Annotated in this window: 17 protein-coding genes and 1 riboswitch; of the genes, 10 read left to right on the forward strand and 7 right to left on the reverse strand. The window is 65.2% G+C overall.

Annotated elements, in window-relative coordinates:
* Window positions 1-32 precede the first annotated feature (32 nt).
* Window positions 33-647, forward strand: coding sequence for a TIGR00730 family Rossman fold protein (locus HY019_RS17045; protein ID WP_290694517.1), 615 nt, complete (start codon window positions 33-35; stop codon window positions 645-647).
* 111 nt (window positions 648-758) lie between these two features.
* Here HY019_RS17045 and HY019_RS17050 read toward each other — a convergent pair whose 3' ends face one another.
* Together HY019_RS17050 and HY019_RS17055 are read right to left on the reverse strand one after the other, a co-directional pair.
* Window positions 759-1,097 carry a P-II family nitrogen regulator gene (locus HY019_RS17050; RefSeq protein ID WP_290672164.1) on the reverse strand — a complete coding sequence of 113 codons (339 nt, stop codon included), beginning with the start codon at window positions 1,095-1,097 and terminating at the stop codon, window positions 759-761.
* Between the two features lie 123 nt (window positions 1,098-1,220).
* Window positions 1,221-2,930: an NAD+ synthase gene (locus HY019_RS17055; RefSeq protein ID WP_290694519.1), complete on the reverse strand. Its 1,710-nt coding sequence runs from the start codon at window positions 2,928-2,930 to the stop codon at window positions 1,221-1,223.
* Between HY019_RS17055 and HY019_RS17060 the strand changes: the two genes are divergently transcribed.
* Together HY019_RS17060 and HY019_RS17065 are read left to right on the forward strand one after the other, a co-directional pair.
* A complete protein-coding gene (locus tag HY019_RS17060; RefSeq protein WP_290694521.1) occupies window positions 2,929-4,188 on the forward strand; it encodes a GNAT family N-acetyltransferase in 1,260 nt (419 codons plus the stop codon). The genes HY019_RS17055 and HY019_RS17060 overlap by 2 nt on opposite strands.
* A 53-nt stretch (window positions 4,189-4,241) precedes the next feature.
* Entirely contained in the window at window positions 4,242-4,775 is a 534-nt protein-coding gene (locus HY019_RS17065; protein ID WP_290672158.1) for a hypothetical protein, read from the forward strand.
* 7 nt (window positions 4,776-4,782) lie between these two features.
* Here the strand turns inward: HY019_RS17065 and HY019_RS17070 are convergent, their stop codons facing one another.
* On the reverse strand, window positions 4,783-6,456 hold the full coding sequence (locus HY019_RS17070) for a serine/threonine-protein kinase (RefSeq protein ID WP_290694523.1): 1,674 nt from the start codon (window positions 6,454-6,456) through the stop codon (window positions 4,783-4,785).
* A gap of 179 nt (window positions 6,457-6,635) precedes the next feature.
* Here HY019_RS17070 and HY019_RS17075 point away from each other — a divergent pair, with 179 nt between their 5' ends.
* The 3 genes from HY019_RS17075 to HY019_RS17085 all read left to right on the forward strand — a co-directional run bounded on the left by HY019_RS17075 (window position 6,636) and on the right by HY019_RS17085 (window position 12,235).
* The gene (locus HY019_RS17075; RefSeq protein ID WP_290694540.1) at window positions 6,636-8,558 is read left to right on the forward strand and encodes a diguanylate cyclase; all 1,923 of its coding nucleotides are present in this window, start codon (window positions 6,636-6,638) and stop codon (window positions 8,556-8,558) included.
* A gap of 146 nt (window positions 8,559-8,704) precedes the next feature.
* The gene (locus HY019_RS17080) at window positions 8,705-10,228 is read left to right on the forward strand and encodes an NAD(P)/FAD-dependent oxidoreductase (RefSeq protein WP_290694542.1); all 1,524 of its coding nucleotides are present in this window, start codon (window positions 8,705-8,707) and stop codon (window positions 10,226-10,228) included.
* A 135-nt stretch (window positions 10,229-10,363) separates the two neighbouring features.
* Window positions 10,364-12,235 (forward strand): aminopeptidase P family protein, encoded by a 1,872-nt coding sequence (locus HY019_RS17085; RefSeq protein ID WP_290694544.1) that lies wholly within the window; start codon window positions 10,364-10,366, stop codon window positions 12,233-12,235.
* 31 nt (window positions 12,236-12,266) lie between these two features.
* Here HY019_RS17085 and HY019_RS17090 read toward each other — a convergent pair whose 3' ends face one another.
* Window positions 12,267-14,225: an ATP-binding protein gene (locus tag HY019_RS17090; RefSeq protein ID WP_290694546.1), complete on the reverse strand. Its 1,959-nt coding sequence runs from the start codon at window positions 14,223-14,225 to the stop codon at window positions 12,267-12,269.
* Between the two features lie 349 nt (window positions 14,226-14,574).
* Window positions 14,575-14,692: riboswitch (guanidine-I (ykkC/yxkD leader) on the forward strand.
* 59 nt (window positions 14,693-14,751) lie between these two features.
* Here HY019_RS17090 and HY019_RS17095 point away from each other — a divergent pair.
* From HY019_RS17095 to uca, 3 genes are read left to right on the forward strand one after another with little or no spacing between them, the layout of a single operon-like run.
* Window positions 14,752-15,669, forward strand: a complete 918-nt coding sequence (locus tag HY019_RS17095) for an urea amidolyase associated protein UAAP1 (protein WP_290694548.1) — start codon at window positions 14,752-14,754, stop codon at window positions 15,667-15,669.
* Between the two features lie 39 nt (window positions 15,670-15,708).
* The gene (locus tag HY019_RS17100; protein WP_290694673.1) at window positions 15,709-16,347 is read left to right on the forward strand and encodes an urea amidolyase associated protein UAAP2; all 639 of its coding nucleotides are present in this window, start codon (window positions 15,709-15,711) and stop codon (window positions 16,345-16,347) included.
* Window positions 16,348-16,353: 6 nt separating this feature from the next.
* Entirely contained in the window at window positions 16,354-20,106 is a 3,753-nt protein-coding gene (gene uca / locus HY019_RS17105) for an urea carboxylase (RefSeq protein WP_290694550.1), read from the forward strand.
* Here the strand turns inward: uca and HY019_RS17110 are convergent.
* Window positions 20,040-21,161 carry an AraC family transcriptional regulator gene (locus HY019_RS17110; protein ID WP_290694552.1) on the reverse strand — a complete coding sequence of 374 codons (1,122 nt, stop codon included), beginning with the start codon at window positions 21,159-21,161 and terminating at the stop codon, window positions 20,040-20,042. The two genes, uca and HY019_RS17110, sit on opposite strands and share 67 nt — an antisense overlap.
* A gap of 90 nt (window positions 21,162-21,251) precedes the next feature.
* Between HY019_RS17110 and HY019_RS17115 the strand changes: the two genes are divergently transcribed.
* Window positions 21,252-22,349, forward strand: a complete 1,098-nt coding sequence (locus HY019_RS17115) for an oxygenase MpaB family protein (RefSeq protein ID WP_290694553.1) — start codon at window positions 21,252-21,254, stop codon at window positions 22,347-22,349.
* 6 nt (window positions 22,350-22,355) lie between these two features.
* On the opposite strand, the gene HY019_RS17120 is transcribed toward HY019_RS17115, so the two are convergent.
* Together HY019_RS17120 and HY019_RS17125 are read right to left on the reverse strand one after the other, a co-directional pair.
* Complete coding sequence (locus HY019_RS17120; RefSeq protein WP_290694555.1) at window positions 22,356-24,248, reverse strand: ATP-binding protein; 1,893 nt, start codon at window positions 24,246-24,248, stop codon at window positions 22,356-22,358.
* 123 nt (window positions 24,249-24,371) lie between these two features.
* Window positions 24,372-25,139 carry a DUF481 domain-containing protein gene (locus HY019_RS17125; RefSeq protein WP_290694557.1) on the reverse strand — a complete coding sequence of 256 codons (768 nt, stop codon included), beginning with the start codon at window positions 25,137-25,139 and terminating at the stop codon, window positions 24,372-24,374.
* Window positions 25,140-25,422 lie beyond the last annotated feature (283 nt).

Consider the following 25,422-nt stretch of genomic DNA (forward strand, 5'->3'; position numbering starts at 1 on the left):
CCTCTGAATGCCCGCATTAGGGAAACCTGTCCATGTCACTGTCCTTGTGTGTCTACTGTGGTTCGCGTAACGGCCTGGACCCGGCCCATCTGGCCGCAGCCCGCGAGGTCGGGCGGCAAATCGGCCTGCGCGGCTGGCGCCTGGTCTATGGCGGCGGCAGCACGGGCCTGATGGGGGCCGTGGCCGATGCAGCGCTGGCCGAAAACGCCCAGGTCATCGGCGTGATCCCGCACCGGCTGATCGAAAAGGAACTGGGCCACGGCGGCGTGACCGAGTTGCAGGTCGTTGACAGCATGCACGAGCGCAAGCACAAGATGGCCATGCAGTCGGACGCCTTCATTGCCCTGCCCGGCGGCATCGGCACCATGGAAGAAATCTTCGAGGTCTGGACCTGGCGCCAGCTGGGTTACCACCGCAAGTCCCTGGGCCTGCTCAACGTGGCCGGCTACTACGACGAGCTGCTGCGCTTCATCGACCGCAGCCGCGACAGCGGTTTCCTGTGGCCCGACGTGCAGGAGTTGCTGCTGGTCGACACCGACATCAACGCCCTGCTTGACCGCATCGAAGACGAATTTGCCTGCCTGAAAGCACAAACGCCGCCGGACCTGGTTCAACCTGGCCCGGGCGGCGTCGCACCGGAAATCTGATCAAGATCACACGCATCGCACCATCCATCCAGCGAACACCGCAGATCCGGCTTTGCCGGGCTGCTGGTGTTGCCCCCTCGAGGGGGCGCGCGAAGCGCGTAGGGGGTGGGATCAGACAGCGGCTTCGTCTGTTTCGCCGGTGCGGATGCGCACCACTTGCTCAACGGGGGTCACGAAGATCTTGCCGTCGCCGATCTTGCCGGTCTTGGCGGCCTTGATGATGGCTTCAATACAGCGGTCCACGTCCTCGGTCTTGACGACCACTTCGATCTTGACCTTGGGCAGGAAATCCACCACGTATTCGGCACCGCGGTACAGCTCGGTGTGACCCTTCTGGCGGCCAAAACCCTTTACCTCGGTAACGGTCAGGCCAGTGACGCCGACTTCGGCCAAGGCTTCGCGGACTTCTTCCAGCTTGAAAGGTTTGATGACGGCGGTGATCTGTTTCATGGCGGGAACTCCGAAATAAAGTCAGCGAATCAATGGGCGATGCTGCATCGCATTACAGCTATTTAAGCACGTCTGAGGGCCGTTCGGCGCATGCCGATCGCGGGAAAAGCAAGCAACGCGGGCTCAGGCGCGGAATCGCGAGGTGATGGGATAGCGCCAGTCGCGGCCAAAGGCGCGGTGCGTGATGCGGATGCCCACTGGCGCCTGCCTGCGCTTGTACTCGTTGATCTTGATGAGACGGGTCACCTTGTCCACGTCGGCACGGTCAAAACCAGCGGCGATGATCTCCTCGATGGACTGGTCCAGCTCCATGTAGCGCTCCAGGATGGCGTCCAGCACCTCGTACTCGGGCAGGCTGTCCTGGTCCTTCTGGTCGGGCCGCAACTCGGCCGAGGGGGGGCGCGTGATGATGCGCTCGGGGATAGGCTCCACGTGCCCGGCCTCCAGCGCCTGGGCATTGCGCCAGCGCGACAAGCGGTAGACCAGCGTCTTGGCCAGGTCCTTGATGACGGCAAAACCACCGGCCATGTCGCCATACAGCGTGCAGTAGCCCGTGGCCATCTCGCTCTTGTTGCCTGTGGTGAGCACGATGGAGCCGGTCTTGTTGGACAAGGCCATCAACAAGGTGCCGCGGATGCGGGCCTGGATGTTTTCTTCGGTGGTGTCCTCTGCACGGCCCACGAACAAGGGCGCCAGGGATTGTTTGAAGTCATCGAACATGGGCGCGATGGCGATCTCGTCATGGCGCACGCCCAGGCGGTCGGCCATGTCGCGCGCATCGATCCACGAGATATCGGCCGTGTACGGTGAGGGCATCATCACGGTGCGCACCTTGTCGGCGCCGAGTGCGTCTACCGCAATGGCCAGCACCAATGCAGAGTCGATGCCACCAGACAGGCCGATGATGGCGCCGGGGAAGCCGTTCTTGCCCACGTAATCGCGCACACCACAAACCAGGGCCGCCCAGATTTCGGCTTCGGGCGACAAGGCGGGCGCCAAGGTGCCCTTGACCTGCCCACCCGGTTGCAGGCTCACCGCCAGCGTGGCCACTTCAAAGCTGGACGCGCGGGCCGCCACCTGGCCCTGAGCATCCACAGCGAACGAGGCGCCATCGAACACGACCTCGTCCTGGCCGCCCACCATGTGGGCATACACCAGCGGCAGGCCCAGCTCCCGGGCACGGTCACCCATGCGGCCTTCGCGCTCGGCACGCTTGCTCGCGTGGAAGGGCGAGGCATTGAGCACCACCAGAGCTTGCGCGCCCTGCGCCACGGCCGATTGGGCGGGCTCGTCGAACCAGGCGTCTTCGCAGACCAGCAGGCCCACACGCCAGCCCAGCACATCCACCACCACCGGGCCCAGGCCAGCCTCACGGCCGCTGACAAAGTAGCGCCGCTCGTCAAAGACCTGGTAATTGGGCAGCTCGCGCTTGGCGTAGCTGGCCACCAGCTGGCCTCCACGGATCAGGCTGGCTGCGTTCAGGTGGCGAGGGACAGACCACGAACGTGTGCGGACATCGTCGCCGGGGCCGGTGCGGGGATGCCCCAGTACCAGATGCAGATCGGGCAGATCGGCCAGGCTCTGCGCGATCTGGTTGACGGCATCGTCGCAGGCCGCCATGAAAGCCGGGCGCAGCAGCAGGTCCTCAGGGGGATAACCGCACAAGGCCATTTCCGGCGTCACCACCAGACGGGCGCCATTCGCGTAGGCTAGGCGGCTGGCGTCGATGATGGCCTGGGCATTGCCCTTGAGGTCACCCACGACGGGATTGAATTGCAGCAAGGCCACTTCCAGCGATTGGAGGGGCGTGGCAACAGACGACACAGCGTTCATGGACAGATTCGATTCAGTGGGTGCGCAAGGTGAGGCAGGCGCGCAAGCCAGCATGGTACCGGGCCTGACGGTGCATTGGCATGAGGACCTCGCTCAGATCCCTGCTGGCGCGTGGGATGAACTGGTGTCACCGCTCGATGGCGGCACGCCATTTCTGCGCATGGCTCTGCTCAAGGCCATGGTTGACAGCGGCAGCGCCTGCGGTGAAACCGGCTGGGCGCCCCTGTTTCTGACCCTGCAGGACGAGCAAGGGCGCATCGTGGGCGCTTGCCCGCTGTTCCTCAAACGCCACTCTTATGGTGAATACGTGTTCGACTGGGCCTGGGCCGACGCACACGACCGGGCGCTCGCCCGCCATGGTCAGCACTACTACCCCAAGCTCCTGAGTGCCGTGCCCTTTTCACCTATCCCGGGGCAACGCCTGTTGACGCACCCTGCTTTGTCAGCGACGCAACAGCAAGCGGTACGCCAGCACCTGCTGCACGCGCTCGCCGAACGCTGCAAGGCCCAAGGCCTGTCTTCAGCGCATGTGCTGTTTCTGTCCGAGGCGGAGGCCTCCCTGGCTCGCAAGCAAGGCTGGCTGGTGCGCCAGGGAGTGCAGTTTCACTGGCAAAACCGCAAGCCCGAACCCTTTGCCGATTTCGACGACTTCCTGGCCAGCCTGCAGCGGGACAAGCGCAAGAAGATCCAGCAGGAGCGCCGCAAGGTGCGCGATGCAGGCGTGAGCTTCGAGGTGCTGCAAGGGCCGCAGATCCAGCAGGCCGATTGGGACTTCTTTGCACGCTGCTATGCGCAGACCTATCACGAGCGCGGCCAACAGCCCTATCTGAGCGACCGCTTCTGGCAACAGGTGGCTGGCGCACTGCCCGATTGCTGGGTGTTGTTCGTGGCCAGCCAGAACGGCCAGCGCATCGCCGCGGCCTTGCTGGCCATCGATCCTGTCCAGAAAGTGGCCTACGGACGCTACTGGGGCGCCTTGGCCGAAGTGTCCTGCCTGCACTTTGAAGCTTGTTATTACCAACCACTGGCGTGGTGCATCACCAACGGCATGCGCCGCTTTGAAGGTGGCGCACAGGGGGAGCACAAGCTGACACGCGGCTTGCTGCCGGTCCACACCTGGTCGGTGCACTGGCTTGAACACGAGGGGCTGCGCCATGCAGTGGCAGATTTCCTGATGCGGGAAACGCTGGGCATCGATCAATACAAAACGGAATTAGGCGAACGAAGCCCGTTCAAACCCGAAGACCAGCGCCCTTGACGAAGTGCGACACTCACTGGCGAAATGCACCACGTCAGAAATCAGGGCAACAGATGTCGGTCTCGAACAGCCAGGCTTCGGCCGTTTCCCCTCCCGCCATATTGGACATAGAAGCGTCAGGCTTTGGCCTGGGCAGCTATCCCATCGAGGTCGGGTTTGTGCAACCTTGTGGTCAGGCATGGTGCAGCCTGGTCAAACCGTTGGACGACTGGCAGCACTGGGATCCCAATGCTGCGGCCGTTCACAACATCACGCGCGACCAGTTGCAGCAACGCGGCCGCAGCCCACTGGAAATCGTTGACGTGCTCAATGAGCGCCTGCATGGCATGGTGGTGTACACGGACGCCTGGGCGCACGACTACACCTGGCTCAACCGCTTGTATGAAGCCGCCGACCGCAGCCCCAGCTTCAAGCTGGAGAGCCTGCGCAGCCTGCTGACTGACAGCGATGCCGCACGCTGGCATGACGTGAAGCGCCGTGTGGCCTTGAGCACGGGCCTGGTCCGCCACCGGGCCAGTGCCGATGCGCGCCTGCTGCAACAAACCTGGCTGGCCTTGCGCCAGAACGACGGCCGGGCTGCCGCCTGAGCCGGCGTCAATAGTTGGTGCGCTGGGCAGCTTCCTGCTGCCGCATGCGCTCGCACTCGGGGTGAGCCGTGTAATCAGGCCTGGCGCAGTGGCGCTTCATGCAGATGGCCAGCATGATGAATGACTTGCCCGCGCAGGCCTTGCGGGGGTTCAAAGCATCACCCGCATCCACATCCCGGTCATCATCCTTGCGCAAAGCAACGGCCTCCTGGGGGGCCTGGCGACGCGTCCTGGCTTCGCTGGCACCGGCCGCAACCGCGTCGCCCGACGGCTTGCGGGCATCCGTGCGCGAGCCCGCATCTTGTCGATCGGCCTTTCTTGACTCGGGTGTCAACGCTGCTTTGGGGGCGCCCACACGCTGGGTGGCCGGTGCCGATGCCTCTTGTGGCCGGGCCTGATGGCTTGTGCGCTGCAACCACCAGACGGCGATCACGCCCAGCAGCACGAGCGCAGCAAAAGCCCATTTCAAGCCATGACGCACACCACCAGGGGCGCTGGCAGCCACGGCCCGATGCGCCTCATCACGGTGTGGCGCAGGCGACAGGGGCATGGTGACAGGCAAGGGGTCACCACCTTGCGGTGCAGGTGGCCAGCTTGGCGGCGCATGCAGCTTGCCCGCGGCCGGGATCGTCGTCATATAGGCCTGCGCCTCGATGGCTTTGTGCCCGGGCGAGGTCTCATGGCCCTCCTGGCGTACGAGCACCGTTTGAGGGTGGCTGTGCGGATGCTGTTGCGCACGGGCATCCGCCGGTGCGCTGACGATGCCTGACAAGGCTTCACGCCAGGCTGCGATGGATTCCGGGCGATCCTGTGGGCGGACGGCCAGCGCCTGGTCAATGGCATTGGCAAAAGACTCGCTGAGGTGGCAGTCGAAACCGCTGGCCAGGCCCGAGCTCATTTGCCTCAAGGTGGGCAGATCGTCATGCACCGAGCGCGCGGTCGCCGGCATGGGTGGGCGGCCCGTGATACAGAAATGCACCACCGCTGCCAGCGCGTACAGGTCCGTCCAGGGGCCCTGGCGGATCTGGACCGTTTCAGCGTACTGCTCGATGGGCGCGAAACTGGGCTTGACGATGGCCGTCAGCGTCTGCGAATGGTCGCCAATGACTTTGCGGGCGGCGCCCAGATCCAGCAAGACCGGGCGCCCCTTGGCCGGGCCGCTTTCATCGTCCAGCAAGAGAATGTTGTCGGGCGCGATGTCGCGGTGGAAGACGTTTTCCTTGTGCAGGCACTCCAGGGCCCCCAGCAAAGGCATGATGAGGCGGCGCAACCAGGCCTCGTCGGGCGGGCCGCTCATGGCGTGGCGCACTTGTAGCAGGGTTTGGCCCTGGTAGTACGGCATCACCATATAGGCCGTGCCGTGCGCCTCCCAGAAGCGGTAGACCTTCACCAGCGAGGGGTGATCGAAGCGGGCCAGCAGCCGAGCCTCGTTGATGAACGAGCGCAGGCCCAGGTTGAAAGTCTCGGCGCCAGAGGCCGAGCGCACGACGACGTCGTTGTCAGGCCCACGCCCGGCCAGTGCGGCGGGCATGTATTCCTTGATGGCCACCAGGCGCTGCAAGGCATGGTCCATCGCCAGATAGACCATGCCAAAGCCGCCGATACCCAGGATTTTCTGGATCTCGAACTCGCCAAGTCGGGTGCCTGCAGGTAGTGCGTCGTGCTCGGAAATGGTCGGCATGGAACGGGTGGTGTGGCCACCCGATTCGCCGGCAGCCCTCTCAACACACGGTGTCGTTGATGCAGTGCGGGCAGCTTAACGCAGGCTGGGCATCCCACGTATCGGAAAACATCCCCTCAAGCTGCGCATACATCATCCGAAAACCGGGAAGCTGTTATTTATTTGCAGTCGGGGTGTCCATGTCTTCGCTCATCCATTCGATGATCATGGGGACGCCCACCACTCACCGTCGCCCCTCGGTCGCAGCCCAGTTGCTGTCCACCGCCGGTCTGGCCCTCGGTATTGCGTTGTCGTCCTCGCCACATTCTTCTGCCCAATGGCCGGGCGCACTGATCGCCAGCGCGGCGGGCTTGACCATGTGGCTCAGCCACAGGCGCATGTGCAAGACGCTGCAGAAAACCTTGCAGACCGAAAGGCTCTGGCAAGCCGTCGCGAAAGGCTGCGAGGTTGGCATCGTGATGCTGCAACCCAGACGGGGCCCGCTTGGCCGCTTCATGGGTTACCAGATTGCCCAGTCCAATCAGCAAGCCCATGCCTTGTTGAGTGCCAATGCGGCGCCACTCCAGGGCCAGATGCTGGTGGATGTGCTGCCATCGCAGCTGCAGCATGGCTTCCTGCACCGCGTGAACGCGGCCATCGAGTCAGGGCTCCCCCAGATCGAAGAGCACGCTTATGTGCGCCCGGGCGATCAACGGGCAACACGCTGGCTGCATCACCAGATCATCCCGATCGACGGCGGTGTGGCCCTGGTGTCGCGCGACACCACAGAAGCGCACCAGGCCATGAACGTGGCCCGCGAGCGCGAGGCGTTTTACCGCACGCTGGTGGACTGCCTGCCCATGGCCGTCTTTGCGCGCAGCACCCGCCCGAGCAGCGCCGGTGAATATGTGGTGTGGAACAAAGCCTCCGCCGAGATCATGCAATTGCCGGCCGACAAGGTGCTGGGCCGCAAGGCCAACGGGCTGTTGCCATCAGAGATCACCCGCCGCGGCGACGAGCAGGATCTGGCGGTGCTGCGTGACCCTCGCATCCACCACTTTCCCAATCTGGTGTACCGCACACCCAATGGCGAACGCATCGTGGACTTGATCAAGGCGCCGGTGTATGGGGTGGACGGGGAAGTTGACCACATCCTGTCCATTGCCCACGATGTGACCGCCCAGCGAGAGGCCGCGGAGCAGCTCAAGCTGGCCTCGCGCGTGATCGACGAGACCGGTGATGCGATCGTGGTGAGCGACGCCGTTGACCGCATCGTGATGGTCAACCCGGCCTTCCTCAACCTGACGGGCATGACACCGGCCGAAGTCATCGGGCGCAGCGCCGAGTTGCTGGGTATGTCGCCGCTGCGTGAATCCCACCTGCCGGGCGTGACACAAGCACTGCATGGCAGCCAGCGCTGGTCGGGCGAAAGCCATCAGGTCTGCCAGGACGGGCGCCAGCTTGACACCTGGTTGAGCGTGAGCACCCTGCGCAATGACCTGCAGAAGGTCACCCAGCACATCCGGGTGTTCAGCGACATCTCGGTGCTCAAGGCCCACCAGCGCGAGTTGGCCGAGCAAGCGCGCCACGACAGCCTGACCGGCCTGCCCAACCGCCGCGCCTTTGGCGAGCGCCTTGGCCAGGCCCTGGCCCGAGCACGCCGCAATCCGCAGACGCTGGGGGTGCTGTACGTGGACCTGGACGGGTTCAAGGGCGTCAACGACCGCTACGGCCATGCGGCCGGCGACAAGCTGCTGGCCGAGGTGGCCAAGCGCCTGCTGACCTGTGTGAGGCTGACCGATTGTGTGTGCCGCCTGGCGGGCGACGAGTTCACCGTGATCCTGGAGGGCGCGGGCAACCCGGGTGAAATGGTGCGCATCTGCCAGCGCATCGTCGAGCGCCTGTCGGTGCCGCATGACATCGCTGGCGACGCCGTGGTGGTCAGCCCCAGCATTGGCGCGGCCATCATGCAGTCCGGCGAAACAGGCGAGGCCTTGTGCCAGCGCGCTGACGCCGCCATGTATGCCGCCAAGCATGCGGGCAAGGCCGGGTTCGTCATGTCGAAAGCACCCATCACCTCGGATGCCGAGGATGGCCCACCGCTGCGCCAAGGGGCGATTTGATGCAATTTACCCGCAATCAAGGGGCGCACCAGTGAGGTGCAAAGCCACATGGAACAGTGGGTTACTGGTATAAATACCTAGTTCTTTAGGACGCTGGGGCGGAAGCTGCCCGGCGCCTGTTCGTCCCACCTTCCCTCTTGTCGCGCATGACCCTATCTACCTCGTCGTTTTCTGGTACCGGATCAACCCCAGCGCAGCAAAAACCCCGTGTCGTGATCATCGGCTGCGGTTTTGGCGGCCTGGAGGCGGCCAAAGCTTTGTCCAGCGCCGACGTCGAGATCGTGGTCATCGACCGGACGAACCACCATCTGTTCCAGCCCCTGCTCTACCAGGTGGCCACAGCAGGTTTGCCCGCACCGGCGATCGCCGGCCCGATTCGGCACATCCTGCGCAAGCAGATTGCGCGTGGCAACCTGACGGTGTTGATGGGCGAAGTCACCTCCATCGACACGGCATCGGACTGCATCGTGCTGGATGGCGGAGAGCACATCCATTATGACCACCTGATTCTGGCCGCTGGCGCGACCCACAGCTATTTTGGCCGCGACGACTGGGCGAAATACGCCCCGGGCCTCAAGACACTGGGGGATGCCTTCACCATCCGCCGCCGCGTGCTCACGGCCTTCGAGCAGGCCGAACGGGAAACCGACCCTGCCAAGCGCGAACCCTGGCTGACCTTTGCCGTGGTGGGCGCAGGCCCGACTGGCGTGGAAATGGCCGGCACCATGGCCGAGATCGCCCAGCAGACGCTGAGCACCGAGTTCCGCCGCATTGATTCGCGCATGGCCCGCATCATCTTGCTGGAAGGCGCGCCCCGTGTGCTGGGCACCTTCACGGAAGACCTGTCCAAGCGCGCCAAGGAGCAACTGGAGATGCTGGGCGCCGAGGTGCTGACCGGCGCCAAGGTCACCAACATCACGGCCTTCGGCATCCACTACGACATCCACGAAACCCAGGCCGACGGCAGCACCAAGACCACCTCGCACTTCCTGCCCAGCCGCACGGTGGTGTGGGCCGCGGGTGTGGCCGCCTCGCCGCTGGGCCGCGCCCTGGCCAAGAGCACGGGTTGCCAGCTCGATCGCGCCGGCCGCGTCATCGTGCAACCTGACCTGACGATCCCCGGGCACAGCAACATCTATGTGGTGGGCGACCTGGCCTCGGCCAAGAGCTACCTGGACCCCAAGCACCCGACGCCTGTTCCCGGCGTGAGCCCGGGCGCCAAGCAGATGGGCCGCAAGGCGGCGTTCAACATCATGCGGCGCATGAAGGGGCTGGAGCCTCAGTCCTTCCGCTACTTCGATTACGGCTCGATGGCCACCATCGGCAAGCGCGCGGCCGTGGCCATGCTGGACATCCCCTTCATCAACAAGCAGATCAAGTTCAGTGGCTTCTCGGCCTGGCTGTTCTGGCTGTTCGTGCACGTGTACTTCCTGATCGGCTTCCGCAACCGCACCGTGGTGATGATGGACTGGGCCTGGGCCTATTTCACCTCGCAGCGCCATGCACGCGTGTTCCCGGACCCACACGCGCTGGAGCCCAACGCGATGCTGGTGCGTGTGGCACCGCCGCCCGTGCCGCCGGTCAGCGTAACTGCCGCCACGCCGGTGGTCACGTCGGCACCCTCGGGCGCACCTGGCCCCGCCGGCGCACAGCCTTCACCGGCGCGCTGAACAGGCGCGCTGGCCAGGTGGCCAGGCGTCAGACACCTGCCACCGCTTCTCCCCGGCCAGCCCATGGCCGGGCGGCTCGTGGCAACATGGGGGCCTGTGTTTTACATGCGCGCACTCCGGCGCGGCCCCCACCCCGTGAATGCTCCCGCACCCAGCCCCATCGCCGCACGACTGCAGGCCCTGCGCGCCCGCCTGACCCAACAAGGCTGGCAAGCCGCGCTGATCCCCAGCAGTGACCCCCATCTGTCCGAGTACCTGCCAGAACGCTGGCAAGGCCGAGTGTGTTTCAGCGGTTTCACGGGCTCTTCCGGCACGCTGCTGGTGTCGCCCACCCGCGCCGCCGTGTTCACGGACAGCCGCTACTGGGAGCAGGCCGAGACCGAATTGGCCGGCAGTGGCGTGGACCTGGTCAAGCTGGATGGCCCGGCCGTGCCGGCCTATGTGCAGTGGCTTGTCGAACAGCCTGACTTGAATCCGGGGGATGGCAAGGCCCTCACCCTGGCCGTGGATGGCACGGTCATGGGTCTGGCCCAGGCACAGATGCTGGCCGATGCCTTGAAGGCCCGCCAATGGCAGTTGCACACCAGGGACGACGTGCTGGATGGCATCTGGCCTGATCGCCCAGGCCTGTCCACCGCACCGGTGTATGAACATGCCTTGCCCTATGCGGCCACACCTCGATCAGAAAAGCTGGCAGCGCTGCGCCAGGCCATGAAGGACAAAGGCGCCACGCACCACTGGATCGCCACGCTCGACGACCTGGCCTGGCTGCTGAACCTGCGCGGTGCAGACGTGGACTACAACCCCGTCTTCCTGGGCCACGCGCTGATCAGCCATGACAAGGTCGACCTGTTTGTCGGCGAAGGCAAGATCGATGCAGCCTTGCAGGCTCGCCTGTCGGCAGACGGTGTGCAAGTTCAACCGTATGCACAGGCCTTGCCCGCCATCCAGACGCTGCCGAAAGACGCCAGCCTCTTGATCGACCCCAAGCGCATCACCTGGGGCTTGCGTGAAGCCGTGCCCGAAGGCGTCAAGGTGATCGAGGCGATCAACCCGAGCACGCTGGCCAAGTCACGCAAGACCCATGCAGAGGCGGCCTTCATCCGCGAAGCCATGGCGCGCGATGGCGCTGCCATGTGCCAGTTCTACGCCTGGCTGGAGCAGGCGCTGGGCCACGAGCACATCAGCGAGCTGACCATCGACGAGCGCCTGAGCGCCGAGCGTGCCAGGCAGCCCGGCTATGTGTCGCTGAGCTTCCCCACGATTGCCGGCTTCAATGGCAATGGCGCCCAGCCCCACTACCGCGCCACACCCGAATCGCACGCCCAGATCAGCACGCCGCAAGGCCTGTGTGCCGAAGGCCTGCTCCTGATCGACTCTGGCGCGCAATACCTGGGCGGCACGACCGACATCACGCGCACCTGGGCCATCGGCACACCCAGCGCTGCGCAAAAACGCGACTACACCCTGGTGCTCAAAGGCACGATGGGCTTGTCGCGCATGCGCTTCCCGCGCGGCACCCTGGGCCCCATGCTGGATGCGGTGGCCCGTGCGCCCATGTGGGAGCACGGCATGGACTTCGGCCACGGCACGGGCCATGGCGTGGGCTATTTCCTCAATGTGCACGAGGGGCCGCAGTCCATCTCCAAGGCTGTGCCGGATGCCAACATGGCCATGCAGCCCGGCATGATCACCTCCATCGAGCCAGCGCTGTATCGCCCCCGGCAATGGGGCATCCGCATCGAGAACCTGGTGCTCAATGTGCCCCTGGTGCCGCAGGTGCCCGATGCGCCTGTGGGTTCGCCGGAGCATGGCGAGTACCTGGCCTTCGAGACCCTCACGCTGTGCCCGATCGACACGCGCTGCATCGACCTGAGCCTGATGCGTGACGACGAACTGGCCTGGCTCAATGCCTACCACGCCGAGGTGCACCGCCGCCTGATGCCCTTGCTGGAGGGCGAAGCCCTGGCCTGGTTGCTGGAGCGCACCAGGCCGCTGACGCGCTGAGCGTCGCGGCGTAGTACCGGGCCTGACTGAGTCAGGTCGCGATCACCAGGCCCGTGCCCAGCTTGCTTCGGCGGGCGCGCCGGCTGCGGTCACTCACATGGCGCTTGACGATGCGCAGCAGTTCGCCGCGCAGGAAGGGTTTGGACAGGCAATCGTTCATGCCGGCCTGCAGGCAGGCTTGCTGGACTTCCTGGTGCGTGCTGGCCGTCAGTGCCACGATGGGCACCGGCACATCGCCGCGTTGGGACTCGATGGCACGGATGTGACGGGTGGCATCAAAGCCGTTCATCTCGGGCATGTGGCAGTCCATGAGCACCAGATCCGCCTCGTGCTCGGCCAGCCAGTCCAGCGCCAGCTGCCCGTTTTCGGCATGTGCCACCTGCAAGCCCATCTGCTCCAATTCCGTGCGGGCCACGATGGCGTTCACGGGGTTGTCTTCCACCAGCAGCACGGTGGCGGCCTGGGATGACGCGTCCTTGTGAATGTCCGGGTGCATGTCCATGCTCACGTCCTTGTGCACGGGATCGCTCGCCCTTGCCGCCTCCACCGGCTGCACATGGCGTGGCGCGGCACTGCTGGCCTGGCGCGCATCCACGGTAGCGGGGGCAGCCTGGGCCACAGCAGGTGCTGATACACGCTTCAAGGGCAGAACACAACGGAAGACGGAGCCCTTGCCAGCCTCGCTGTCGCAAGCCAGGTCACCGCCCATGGCCAGGCACAACTCGCGGGCGATGCTCAGCCCCAGGCCACTGCCTGCCGTCTTGCGCTCGTAGCGGCCGTCCACCTGGTGGAAGGCATCGAACACGCGGTTCAGCTCATGGGGCGGAATGCCGATGCCGGTGTCCTCCACCTCCAGGCACACCTGCGGCTTGCCGGTCTGCGCATCGGCGATCTCACGCACGCGCATGGTCACCTGTCCGCGCTCGGTGAACTTCACGGCATTGCCCAGCAGGTTGTAGAGAATCTGCTTGAGCCGCCCGCCATCCACCTCGACGAAGTAGTGCTCAGGCAGGTCGCAGGCCATGGTCACGTCCAGCCCTTTGTCCAGGCCGTTGACCGCCGCCAGGGCCGTCACCTCGCGAACCAGGTCAGACAGGCGAACCGCCGCCGGAGACAGCTCCATGCGCCCAGCCTGCAGGCGCGAGTAGTCCAGCACGTCATTGATCACGCCCAGCAGATGCTGCCCCGAGGCCTCCAGCAGGTTCATGCGCTCGTGCGCTTGCTGGCTTTGCAACTCGGCCCGAATCAGGCGCGACAGCCCCAGGATGCCATGCAGCGGGGTGCGCATCTCGTGGCTCATGGTGGCCAGGAACTGCCCCTTGGCTTGGTTCAGCTCCTCCGCCTCGCGCAGGGCCGCCGCCTGGGATGAGGTGACGCGGTCATTGGTGAAGCGCAGGAACAGCAATTCGTCCATGCGGCGGTGCGCACGCCCGGTTTCCAGCCACAGGATGCCGATGAAGCCGGTCACGGTGATGAAGCCGAACAAGCCCAGCACGGAAGCCTGGACAGCACAATACAAGGCCACCGACGTCAACATGGGCACCAGCCAGCAACGTGCGCTGTTGCGATCCACGGTCAGCATGAAGGCGCCGCAGGCCGCCAGCCCGATGAGCACGCCCACCAGCGTGGCCTGCACATCGACGTGGCCCTGGATGGGCATGGTCCACAACAGGCCGCCCCACCAGGTGCTGAGCACCAGGATGAACAACTTGACCCGCTTCAACCAGATGGGATTGCTGCGGTCTCGGGACCGGAAATACCGCAGGCTTCGGTAGATGTGCGAGGACGACAAGACCACCAGGCCGCCCAACCAGATCCAGGCCTGCTGGCTGATCACCCCATCGACCAGATAAGCCACCAGGAGGGTGATCAGGCACCCCAGCCCGACGGCGATGCTCGTGCCAAGCGGGATATGGGAGAAAAGCAGCCGGGTCCGCGTGATGCGAACCTGTTCTGACAATGTTTTGGCGTGAGCTTGATCGGCAGACATGTTGTGGGTCACCCAACAAGGACTAAACAACAACCCCAGGCGACTGCTTCAGTATCAACAGCTCGTCGCCCCCGCAACACCGTAAACGCCCTTGGGTGCACTGCACAAAAAGGCCCCTGGGCTGCATATCGGCCCCCTCATCCCGGGGGAACGCACCAGATCCGAGCCCCGGAAAACACCAAACACCGGGTCGCACCATGAGCAGGCACCAGGATCAGGCAGACAAGGCGTGTTGACGCCACCGGGAGCATCCAATCGACCTCAAATCAGACTCAAATCGCCTGCAGCGGGCTGGCATCACTCTTGCGTATTCAAAGGCACAGAGAGGAACGGCCCATGGTCGTTGCTTCGAAAAGGTGGCTAGGGTTCCGGTCCCGCTTTCAGCGGGATGTCTGGTCCGAGAGCTGCCGGCCCGAGTCGGCCGTATACCGACACTGGCTCCACGGCGGGACAAAAGCCCGGGAGGTTCGCTTCAGCGCATGAAGTGTCCTCTCACGTGCTTTCAACCTGCCTTGGAGGGTGTCCCATGCGAGCCGACGAACAGCGTAGTCCGTCATCCGGTGATGAACTGGGTGACAACAGTGCCTGGAGCCATGGTTGCGGCCGCCGCGATCATGGCTCCCCAGGTGCCCAGGACGGCACCGACCTCCCCTTCGCCCCCCCAGCCAACCAAGCCTCCAGCCAGGCCGTTGATGCGCTGCCGCATTGGCAGCGCTTTGCGCCCGCACTGCCTGCAGAGCGCGTGATGTGGTCAGAGATCGTGCCCGGCGGTGGCCATTGGTCCTACGTGATGCCGCGCGGCAGCCGCCTGCGCATGGTGGCGCTGGATGCCGGTGCCAACCTCAGCATGGTGCTCTACCACGCCCGCGAAAAGCTGGAGCGCTACAACATGCCGGACTCGCTCAAGGCGCAGCACACGGCCCACTACACACGCGGCCACGTGTTGATGAGTGACATGGGCCGCGCCCTGGCCAGCATCACCGAAGACAACCTGGGCTGGCATGACCCCATGGGTGCGCTGCTGGACGCCCAGCGTCTGCACGCCCAATATGGCGAGCGCAGCTTCCACACGCACCGCAACGCCATGTACCGCAGCGGCAAGGATGGCCTGCTGATCGAGATCGGCAAATACGGCCTGAGCCGGCGTGACCTGATCGCCCCGGTGAACTTCTTCAGCAAGGTCTCGGTCGATGCGGAGGGGCGCTTCCGGTTTGCCACCCAGCACGCTGCCCCCGGGGCCATGGTCGAGCTGCGTTTCGACATGGACACGCTGATCGCGTTCTCGACCGCCCCCCACCCGCTGGACCCCAGTGCCGAGTACGCACCGGGCAAGGTGGGTCTGGCGGCCTGGAAGTCCGGCCCCGCCTTGCCCGACGACTTCAACAGGGCCTTCCGCCCTGAGTGCGCACGCGCCCTGCACAACGCCGACATGAGCTACCTCTGAACTGGAGCGCCCACCATGAACACCACCGCAGCCACGGCCGTGCGCATCCACGAAAGCGCCCTTGACCCGGCACAAGCCCTCATCAACCACGTGCTGCCATCCGGCGAGCCCTACCTGCTGCGCATTGCCCAAGGGCAGACCCTGCGCATCGTGGACCTGGAAGGCAACCAGGCCGTAGACGTGATCTTCTACAACGCCAACGACGCCGCCGAGCACTACAGTGCCACCGACACCATGCTGGCGCAAGGCGGCATCTACCTCACCACGGGCTCGGTGCTGATGTCCAGCGAGGGCAAGCCCATGCTGACCATCGTGGCCGACACCTGTGGGCGTCATGACACCCTGGGCGGGGCCTGCGCAGCCGAGAGCAACACCGTGCGCTATGCCTTGCAAAAGAAGTTCATGCACAGCTGCCGCGACAACTACCTGATCGCGCTGCAGCACGCCGACATCGGCCTGGGCAAACGCGACCTGGTGCCCAACGTCAATTTCTTCATGAACGTGCCGGTCACTGAGGACGGTCAACTCACCTTTGCCGATGGGGTATCGGGCCCGGGCAAGTACGTGGAGCTGCGCGCCGAGATGGACATCCTGATGCTGGTGTCCAACTGCCCGCAGCTCAACAACCCGTGCAACGCCTACAACCCCACCCCCGCGCAATTCCTGGTCTGGGACTGAACACGCATGACTGATACCACCTCTTCCCACCAAGGCTTCGACACCGTCCTCATCGCCAACCGCGGCGCCATCGCATGCCGCGTCATTCGCACCCTGCGCAAGATGGGCTTGCGCTCGGTCGCCGTCTACTCCGAAGCCGATGCCGACGCACGCCACGTGGCCATGGCCGATGCCAGCGTGTGCATCGGGCAGGCCCCAGCTGCACAAAGCTATCTGGACGTGGAACGTATCCTGGCTGCGGCCAAGGCTACGGGTGCAGGGGCCATTCACCCCGGTTATGGCTTCCTGTCAGAGAACCCGGGCTTTGCGCAGGCCTGCGAAGACGCCGGCATCGCATTCATCGGCCCGACGCCTGATCAGATGCGCGCCTTCGGCCTCAAGCACACGGCTCGCGAACTGGCCCAGCAGCATCAGGTGCCCCTGCTCCCTGGCAGCGACCTCTTGCAAGACGCGGCTGACGCGCGCCAGCAAGCCAGCCGCATCGGCTACCCGGTGATGCTCAAGAGCACGGCGGGTGGTGGTGGCATCGGCATGCGCCTGGTGCGCAATGAGGCCGAGCTGGCCGCGGCTTATGAAGCAGTGGCGCGGCTGGCCAGTGCCAACTTCAAGGACGCCGGGCTGTTCCTGGAGAAGTTCGTTGAACGCGCGCGCCACATCGAAGTGCAGTTGTTTGGCGATGGCCGCGGCCAGGTCGTGGCCCTGGGCGAGCGCGACTGCTCGGCACAACGCCGCAACCAGAAGGTGATCGAAGAAACCCCGGCGCCTGGCCTGTCAGCCAGCACGCGCGAGGCCTTGCTGGAGGCGGCCGTGCACCTGGGCCAGGCGGTGTCCTACCGCTCGGCCGGCACGGTCGAGTACGTGCTGGACGCCGACACGGGCGCCTTCTATTTCCTGGAGGTCAACACCCGCCTGCAGGTCGAGCATGGCGTGACCGAACAGGTCACCGGCATCGACCTGGTCGAGTGGATGGTGAAGCTGGCACGCGGCGACCAGTGGGCCTTGCAAGTGCCTGAGCCCAAAGGCGCCTCCATCCAGGTGCGCCTGTACGCCGAAGACCCGGCTCGCCACTTCCAGCCCAGCGCGGGCGTGCTGACAGAAGTGCACTTCCCTGACGATGCACGCGTGGACGGCTGGGTGGAGCGTGGCACCGATGTGCCGCCCTTCTACGACCCCATGCTCGCCAAGCTCATCGTCACCGCCGACACGCGCGAGCAGGCCGTGCGCAAGCTGCAAGACGCTTTGGCCGCAACCCGCCTGGCGGGCATCGAAACCAACCTGCGCTACCTGCGCGCCGTGACGGCCTCACCCGTGTTCGCGCAAGGCGAGGTGGTCACCCGCACGCTGGGTGAGTTCCACTGGCGCCCCCGCGCCATCGAGGTGCTGGACGGCGGCGTGCAGACCACCGTGCAGGACTGGCCCGGCCGCATCGGCTACTGGAACGTGGGCGTGCCGCCTTGCGGCCCCATGGACGACCTGCACCTGCGCCTGGCCAACAAGCTGATCGGCAATGGTGAGGGTACAGCTGCACTGGAATGCACGGTGGGTGGCCCTGCCCTGCGCTTTCATGCCGACATGGTGATCGCGCTGGCCGGTGCGCCCATGCCCATCACGCTCGATGGGGTACGCCTGGCCAGTGACCAGGCCTACAACCGCGCCCTGGCGGTCAAAGCGGGCAGCACGCTGAAACTGGGCACGGCCCCGCTGGCCGAGGGTGGTGCACGCACCTACCTGGCCGTACAAGGGGGGCTGGATGTGCCGCTCTATCTGGGCAGCCGCAGCACCTTCACCTTGGGGCAGTTTGGCGGCCATGCGGGCCGCACCTTGCGCACGGGCGACATGCTGCATGCCGACGCCGCGCCCGAAGGCGCACCCTCGTTTGCCGCAGTGTGCTCACCCACACCTCATCCCGATCACGCCCTGCCCCAGGATCTGGCGCCCACCCTGACCCGCCACTGGGACATCGGCGTGATGTACGGCCCGCATGGCGCGCCCGACTTCTTCACGCCGCCCGACATCGACATCTTCTTTTCAACCGACTACCAGGTGCACTACAACAGCAGCCGCACCGGCGTGCGCCTGATCGGACCCAAGCCGCAATGGGCCCGCACCGACGGCGGCGAGGCCGGCCTGCATCCCTCGAACATCCATGACAACGCTTACGCCATCGGCGCCATCGACTTCACCGGCGACATGCCCGTGATCCTGGGGCCCGATGGCCCGAGCCTGGGCGGCTTCGTGTGCCCGGCGGTGGTCGTGGGGGCCGAACGCTGGAAGCTGGGTCAGCTCAAGGCCGGCGACACCGTGCGCTTTCACGCCCTGACGCTGGAGCAGGCCTTGGCCATGCAAGCCGCGCAAGATGCGCTGGTGCAGGCGGTGGGCCCGGCCTCTGGCACCAAGACACGTCCAGCCCTGTCGGCCAGCCCCACCTTGCCCCAAGGTGTACCCGCCAGCGAGGTGGCCACGCGCCTGTCACCCATCGTCGAAGAACGGCCCGCAGACGTCCACGAGCCCGAAGCCCGCCCCGCCCGCGTCATCCGCCAGGCCGGCGACCGCTACATCCTGGTCGAATACGGCCCGCTGCACCTGGACCTCACGCTGCGCTTTCGCGTGCATGCCGTGATGACGGCCTTGCAAGCCCTGCGCGACCAAGGGCAACTTCAGGGCATTGTGGACATGACGCCGGGCATCCGCTCGCTGCAGATCCATTTCGAGCCCTGTCTCTTGCCCCGCGCCCGGCTGATGGCTGCCATCAATGAAGCCGAGGCCAGCCTGGCCGGTACTGATGATCTGGTCGTGCCCACCCGTACCGTCTGGCTGCCCCTGTCCTGGGACGACAGCGCCACGCGGCTGGCCATCGGGAAGTACATGCAGTCGGTGCGCCCGGATGCGCCCTGGTGCCCCAGCAACATCGAGTTCATCCGCCGCATCAACGGCCTGGACAGCATCGAAGACGTCAAGCGCATCGTCTTTGATGCCAGCTACCTCGTGATGGGCCTGGGCGATGTCTACCTGGGCGCACCCGTGGCCACCCCGCTGGACCCACGCCACCGCCTGGTGACCACCAAGTACAACCCGGCGCGCACCTGGACGCCCGAGAACGCCGTGGGCATTGGTGGTGCCTACATGTGCGTCTATGGCATGGAGGGCCCAGGCGGCTACCAGTTCGTGGGCCGCACCGTGCAGATGTGGAACCGCTGGCGTGACGCCGGCAGTGGCGCGGTGGACTTCGAGCAGGGCAAGCCCTGGCTGCTGCGCTTCTTCGATCAGATCCGCTTCTACCCTGTCAGCGAAACCGAGCTGGCCCAGATGCGGCGCGACTTCCCCGCAGGCCGGCTCAAGCTCAAGATCGAAGAAGGCCAGTTCAGCCTCAAGCAGTACCAGGGCTTCCTGGCGCAACAGGCTGACAGCATCCTGGACTTCAAGCAGACGCAGCAGGCCGCCTTTGACGCCGAGCGCGAACGCTGGAAGGCCTCAGGCCAGGATGGCAGCCTCAGCGAGCCTGATCAAGCACCGGCCGCGGATGCCGATGCCGTGCCCGAAGGCGCCCATGCCGTGGGCAGCCCGGTGCCGGGCAGCGTGTGGAAGGTGCTGGTCACCGAGGGCGAGCAGGTCAGCGAAGGCCAGACCCTGGCCATTGTGGAGTCCATGAAGATGGAGTTCCCGGTGCTCGCGCCTTCCAGCGGCAAGGTGCTTCAAGTGCGGTGCCGCGAGGGCGGTGCCGTGTCTGCCGGGCAGAACGTGATGGTGCTGGCGGCCTGATCCGGGCGCCACTTGCCCGGGCTGACACCAAACCAGCGCACGCATGCGCGGCTGAAGGCGCTTTGCTCCGAATAGCCCAGCCGCTGGCTGATCTCGGCCAGCGGCATGCTGGCCATGAGGTACTGGCGCGCCAGGCGCTGGCGCACGGCATCCACTTCGTTGACCAGGGTGGTGCCGGCCTCTGCGGCTTGCGCACGCAACTGGCGCGGCGCCAAGGACATGGCCTGCGCCACCTGATCGAGCGAGGGCGTGCCATCGGCCAGGCAGGCTTCAATGGCCTGCACCAGCCGCACCATGAACTGCTCGCCTTTGGCATAGCGGTCCACACGGCGCTGCAACTCTTCGCGCATCAGGTGGCTCACGTGGGGGTTGGACGCGGCCAGCGGCCTGCTCAACAGCGCCGCGTGAACATGCACCGCATGGCGCGGCCGCTCGAAGAACACGGGGCAATGGAAAAAGGCCTCGTACACCGCCACCGGCGCGCGAGCCGGGTGCGCGAACTCGATGCACACCGGGTGCGACACATTGCCGGTGATCCAGCGGCCAAACTCCACCCAACCGGCAAAGGCTGTTTCGACCTGCAAAGGCAAGCTCGCCCAGGCGCCCGAAAGCTGCAACTCCACCACGGCCACCCCACCTTCCCCGCCTTCCTGCTTGAGCCCGCATTGCGCAAAGCCCAGCCGGTAGGGCTCGAACTGGCACAAGAGCGCGATCGCATCGCCCAAGGTGCCACTGCTCATGCTGGCATAAGCCAACACATCCAGCGCCACGGGCGTCACGGCCGCACCCAGCCTCAAGCCCAGCGGTAGCCCGGGGCCCAGCCCTGACAACGCCTGCGCAGCCCCATCCGCCAGACGGGCCGCATCGGCTTGCGCCGCCCTGGTCAGGATCTGGTCGACCACATCCAGCGACACGCGGCAGGATGGGTTGGCCAGCGCGGCCTGGTCCACACCCAGCGCCGCCAGCTCGGCAGACACACCCACCCCCAAGCCAGCCAGCGCGTCAAGCAGGTAACGCAGATAAAAGCCTGCGGCAGTCAGCACGGTGATACCCATCTCCCCACACATTGCTTTGCGATGTCAAAACGCCCTGTCAGCCCGGTCAAGACAAGCCGGCGGGCCGCTCACTAAGCTCAGCCCATCGCAATGGACAACAAAGGTGACATCGTGCCGCTTCCCACACCCGAGGCATACCAGCAGTTATCCCAACGTGGCGACGCGCTGGCCGACGCCGTGATCAACGCCTTGATGACAGGTGGGCGCCGCGATGGCGACCTGCTCAGCCAAGTGAACCGTCTGGCGGAACAGGAAGGCGGCATCTACCGGCAGTTCATGGACAGCGTCAACCACGTACCATCCTGGGCCGATGTGGACGCCATGCAGGCAGGCCAGGAACTGTTCCTGCGCTGCGCGCCCCTGTCCATCGCGTCCTTTGTGCTGGGCAGCCTGCTGGTCACCTACACACCACCAGGCTCGGCCAAGGTGTTGCTGCACACCGGACGGCTGCGCCAGGATGTGGTCCGTCGCCTGTTTGAAACCTCGACCATGGTCCATGCGGTGATGCAGCCTGGCGGCCTGAAGGTGGGCGCGCCAGGGCACCAGGCCATCGTCCGTGTTCGCCTGCTGCACGCCATGGTCCGCCACCATGTGCTGGCCCGCGCGCAATGGCCCAGCGCCGAGCTCGGCAGCCCCATCAACCAGCTGCAACTGGGCCTCACCGCCCTGGGCTTCAGCAGCCTGCTGGTCAACAGCATGCGCAGCCTGGGCGTGGTCATCAGCGAGGAAGAAGCACGCAGCTACCAGTTGCTCTGGCGCTGGGGCAACCACCTGCAAGGCGTGGACCTGAGCCTGCTGCCAGACAGCCTGGACGCGGAAGGACTGCTGTACCGCTACTTCCAACAAGACCTGATCAAGCCAGACGACAACAGCCGCACCCTGGTCGCGGCCGTGCACCAGGGCCTGGCCTTGCAATCGCCCTTCTTCCTGCCACAAGGCGCCCTGGAGGCGGTATCACGTCGCCTGCTGGGCCGCACCTTGGCCGACCAGTTGCACATTCCTCATCACCCCGTGTGGGCGCTGGTGCTGAGCGTGGTCACGGGCCTGCACCGCGCTACCGCCGTGCGCTACCGCATACCGGGTTGGCGCGCCATGGAGGTCCGCGCGGGCAGCCGCTACTTCAGCTACCTGGTCGCCAAGGGGCTGAAAGGCAAGCCGGCGGACTACGCCTTGAAAACCTCACACTGAAAGCCCTCAGGCGCAAACGGCCACCACAGGGCGTCGCAGATGCCTGGCCAGGATGCGGGCCAGGTCTTCAGGCCGGAAGGGCTTGCTCAGGTGGTCATTCATGCCCACCGGCTTGCAACGCTCCGCGAAGGTCTCCGGGCCGTTGGCCGTCAAGGCGACGATGCGCAGGCCTGATTGGCCCTTCTGGCGTTCACGCTCCCGGATGCGGCGTGTGGTTTCGATGCCGTCCATCACGGGCATCTCGCAGTCCATCAGCACCAGATCCGGTTGCTGTTGTTCCAGCCAGTCCAGCGCCTGATGCCCGGTGTCCACCACCGTCACCTGCACGCCCAGACGGAGCAACTCCGCTTCGGCCACCAAGGCATTGACGGGGTTGTCTTCCACCAGCAGCACATGTGGTGTGGTCGAGCCGCCTTGCCATGGGTGCCCGTCTGCTGACTGGTCCGATGGCAACGGGATCGCTTGTGCATCGCCCGCCTCGACAGACGCCGCCCGCCCGGCCAGGCCCGGCAGAGGCAAGTCAAAGGTGAAGACCGAACCACGGCCCGGCTCGCTGCGGCAAGTCAGGTTGCCCCCCATGGCCATGCACAAGTCTTTGGAGATGGTCAGGCCCAGGCCCGTGCCACCAAAGCGGCGCTTGTAGGTGCCCTCTGCCTGATGGAAGGCATCGAACACACGGGACAGCTCCTGCGCCGCAATGCCAATGCCGGTGTCAGCCACCTCGAACACCATGCGGTGCGTGCGCATGTCCCGCCACACGTGCAGGCGCACCTCACCTTGCTGCGTGAACTTGATGGCGTTGCCCAGCAGGTTGTGCAGGATCTGGCGCACCCGGGTGGGGTCTCCGTTCACGCATTCCGCTTCGGCGACGTCCAGTTGCACGTTCAGGCTCAAGCCCTTTTCTTCGCAACTCACCCGAGAGGTCTCGGCAAGTTCCGACAGCAAGGCATGCAGGCCGAACGCTTGCGCATGGATGGGCAGCCCGCCGGCCTCGATCCTGGAAAAGTCCAGGACATCGTTGATGACGTTGAGCAGGTGCTCGCCCGAGCCCTCCAGCAGGTTCAGGCGCTTGATGGCCAGTGGCTCGCTGGCATCACGCCGCATCTGGCGCAACAGCCCGATGATGCCGTGCAAGGGCGTGCGCATTTCGTGGCTCATGGTGGCCACAAAGCGGCTCTTGGTTTCAGACAGGAGCTTGGCCTGTTGCAGCGCCTGCGTCTTGGCCTGGCTGACCTGCTCGCTTTCGAATCGCAGGCGCAACATCTCGACGATGCGGCGATTGGAGCGACGCGCCTCCACCATGAGCAACAGCGCCAGCCCCATCACGCAGCCAAAGCAGAACGTGCCCAGGTCATCACCGCGGCCAAGCGAATACAGGGCATTGGGCACCAGCACCGTCAGCACGAAAAGCACCGCAGCAGGCAAGTTGACCTGCAGCATCATCGCGCCGATGCTCGCCACACCAATCAGCATGCCGATCGAGATCACCGCCACTTCGAGGCTGGACAGCGGCGTGAAATACCAGCCCAGTGCACTCCATACCAGGCCATCGAGCATGGCCATGAACGCAAAGAGGGGCATGCCTGATTTGCTGGGCTTGATGACACCCTGCAGCCACAGCGTGGAGTGAACCAGGCGCACCACGCTGACCGCGCACCGCAGGGTCAGCCAAAACAACAGGGCATCCACCGGAACCCGCTGGCGCAGGACGGCATACACCGCCACGGCCGCGATGATCGTGCCGACACTGGCAACCGGCAACAACTCATGCGAAGCCCGCTCCTGCGCGAGCAGGATCTCCGCCTCGATGTCCGGGGTGGAGACGCGGCTGCGTGCGTCCAGCGTGGAAGAGGACAACAGGAAAAGCAGGGCGGACCAGATCCGCTCGGGGACTCGCATCCACAAATTGTGACCCTGTGCGACAAAGCGAGTCAGCCAACCTTCATGGCATTTGCACGCTCACGCGTGACATTTGTCACCACATCACCAACCCGAACTCGGGTTGAGCGCGCTTCATGCGGTTCAGAAGCTGTAGCTCACGCCAAACTCGGCTGACAACTCGCCGTCCTTCTCTTGAGAATCAAAAGGAAAGGACCGGCGGTACAGCAGCTCGTATTTCAGGCCGATGTGGTTGGTCAGCTTGTTGCGCAAGGCCAGCCCCATGGTGCGGAAAGTCTCGCGGCGGCTTTGCTCCTGCACGCCATTGAACTTGAGGGACAGCTGGTCCGAGATGTCCCAGGACGCTTTCAGGCTGGTGGTGTAGAGCACCTCGCTGACGTTGTCGCCGTCTTCGGCATGGGCCACGCGGTAGCCCGAGCCCAGCTCCAGGCTCACACTCCAGTTCTCGTCGCCACCAAACTTGCGGCCCGCACCAACACGCAAGGCCTGCGCAGACTGGTAGTAGCCAAAGCGGTTGTGACGCACGCGCGGCGACACATACACGTAATACGGCTCGTCATCGAAGAACTGCTTGAACTTCAAGCTGGCGTCATACCGGTCGCGGTTGATGGCCTGGGGCGCGCCTTCCTCCTTGATGTACTCCCGATCGAAGCGCAATTCGCCATCAAGTTCACGCTGCGGCATCGGGTAGGCCAGATCGGCCGCCAGTGTCAGCCGGCGGCTGGTGTACTCGGACTTGTTGTAGCTGTACTGCCCGTCTATATCGCCCGTCAGCTTGTCATGTGCCGGGGCTTCGGCGTGGGCCATGCCACAAGCGAGGGCCGCCATGGTCACCAGCAGGACAGGCCATCCACCCCACCGATGGTCCCGCCCACCGCGCATTTCATTCATACCGTCAACTCAAACTGATTCACACAGGCCAGCATCATGCCCGGACTCCAGCGACCGCCCTGGCAGCGAGCTGCCCCCCACCCGCATTTGCGCCAACGCAAACCGCCCCAAGTCGGCCGTCGCCCCTTTGCGTCAGCTCGGCCTGGGGCCCGAATTTCTTGAACTGCTTCAAGGACAGCCCTGTTTTCCGGATCGAACATGCCCTTGCTCTTTCTGAGGGTATGTCGCCACCCCGAGCACGTGCCGCCCCACTGGCACCCCCAACGGCACAGCACCGGGCCAG

Origin of the sequence: Aquabacterium sp., assembly GCF_016195855.1 — a bacterium.
Lineage (GTDB): Bacteria > Pseudomonadota > Gammaproteobacteria > Burkholderiales > Burkholderiaceae_C > Aquabacterium.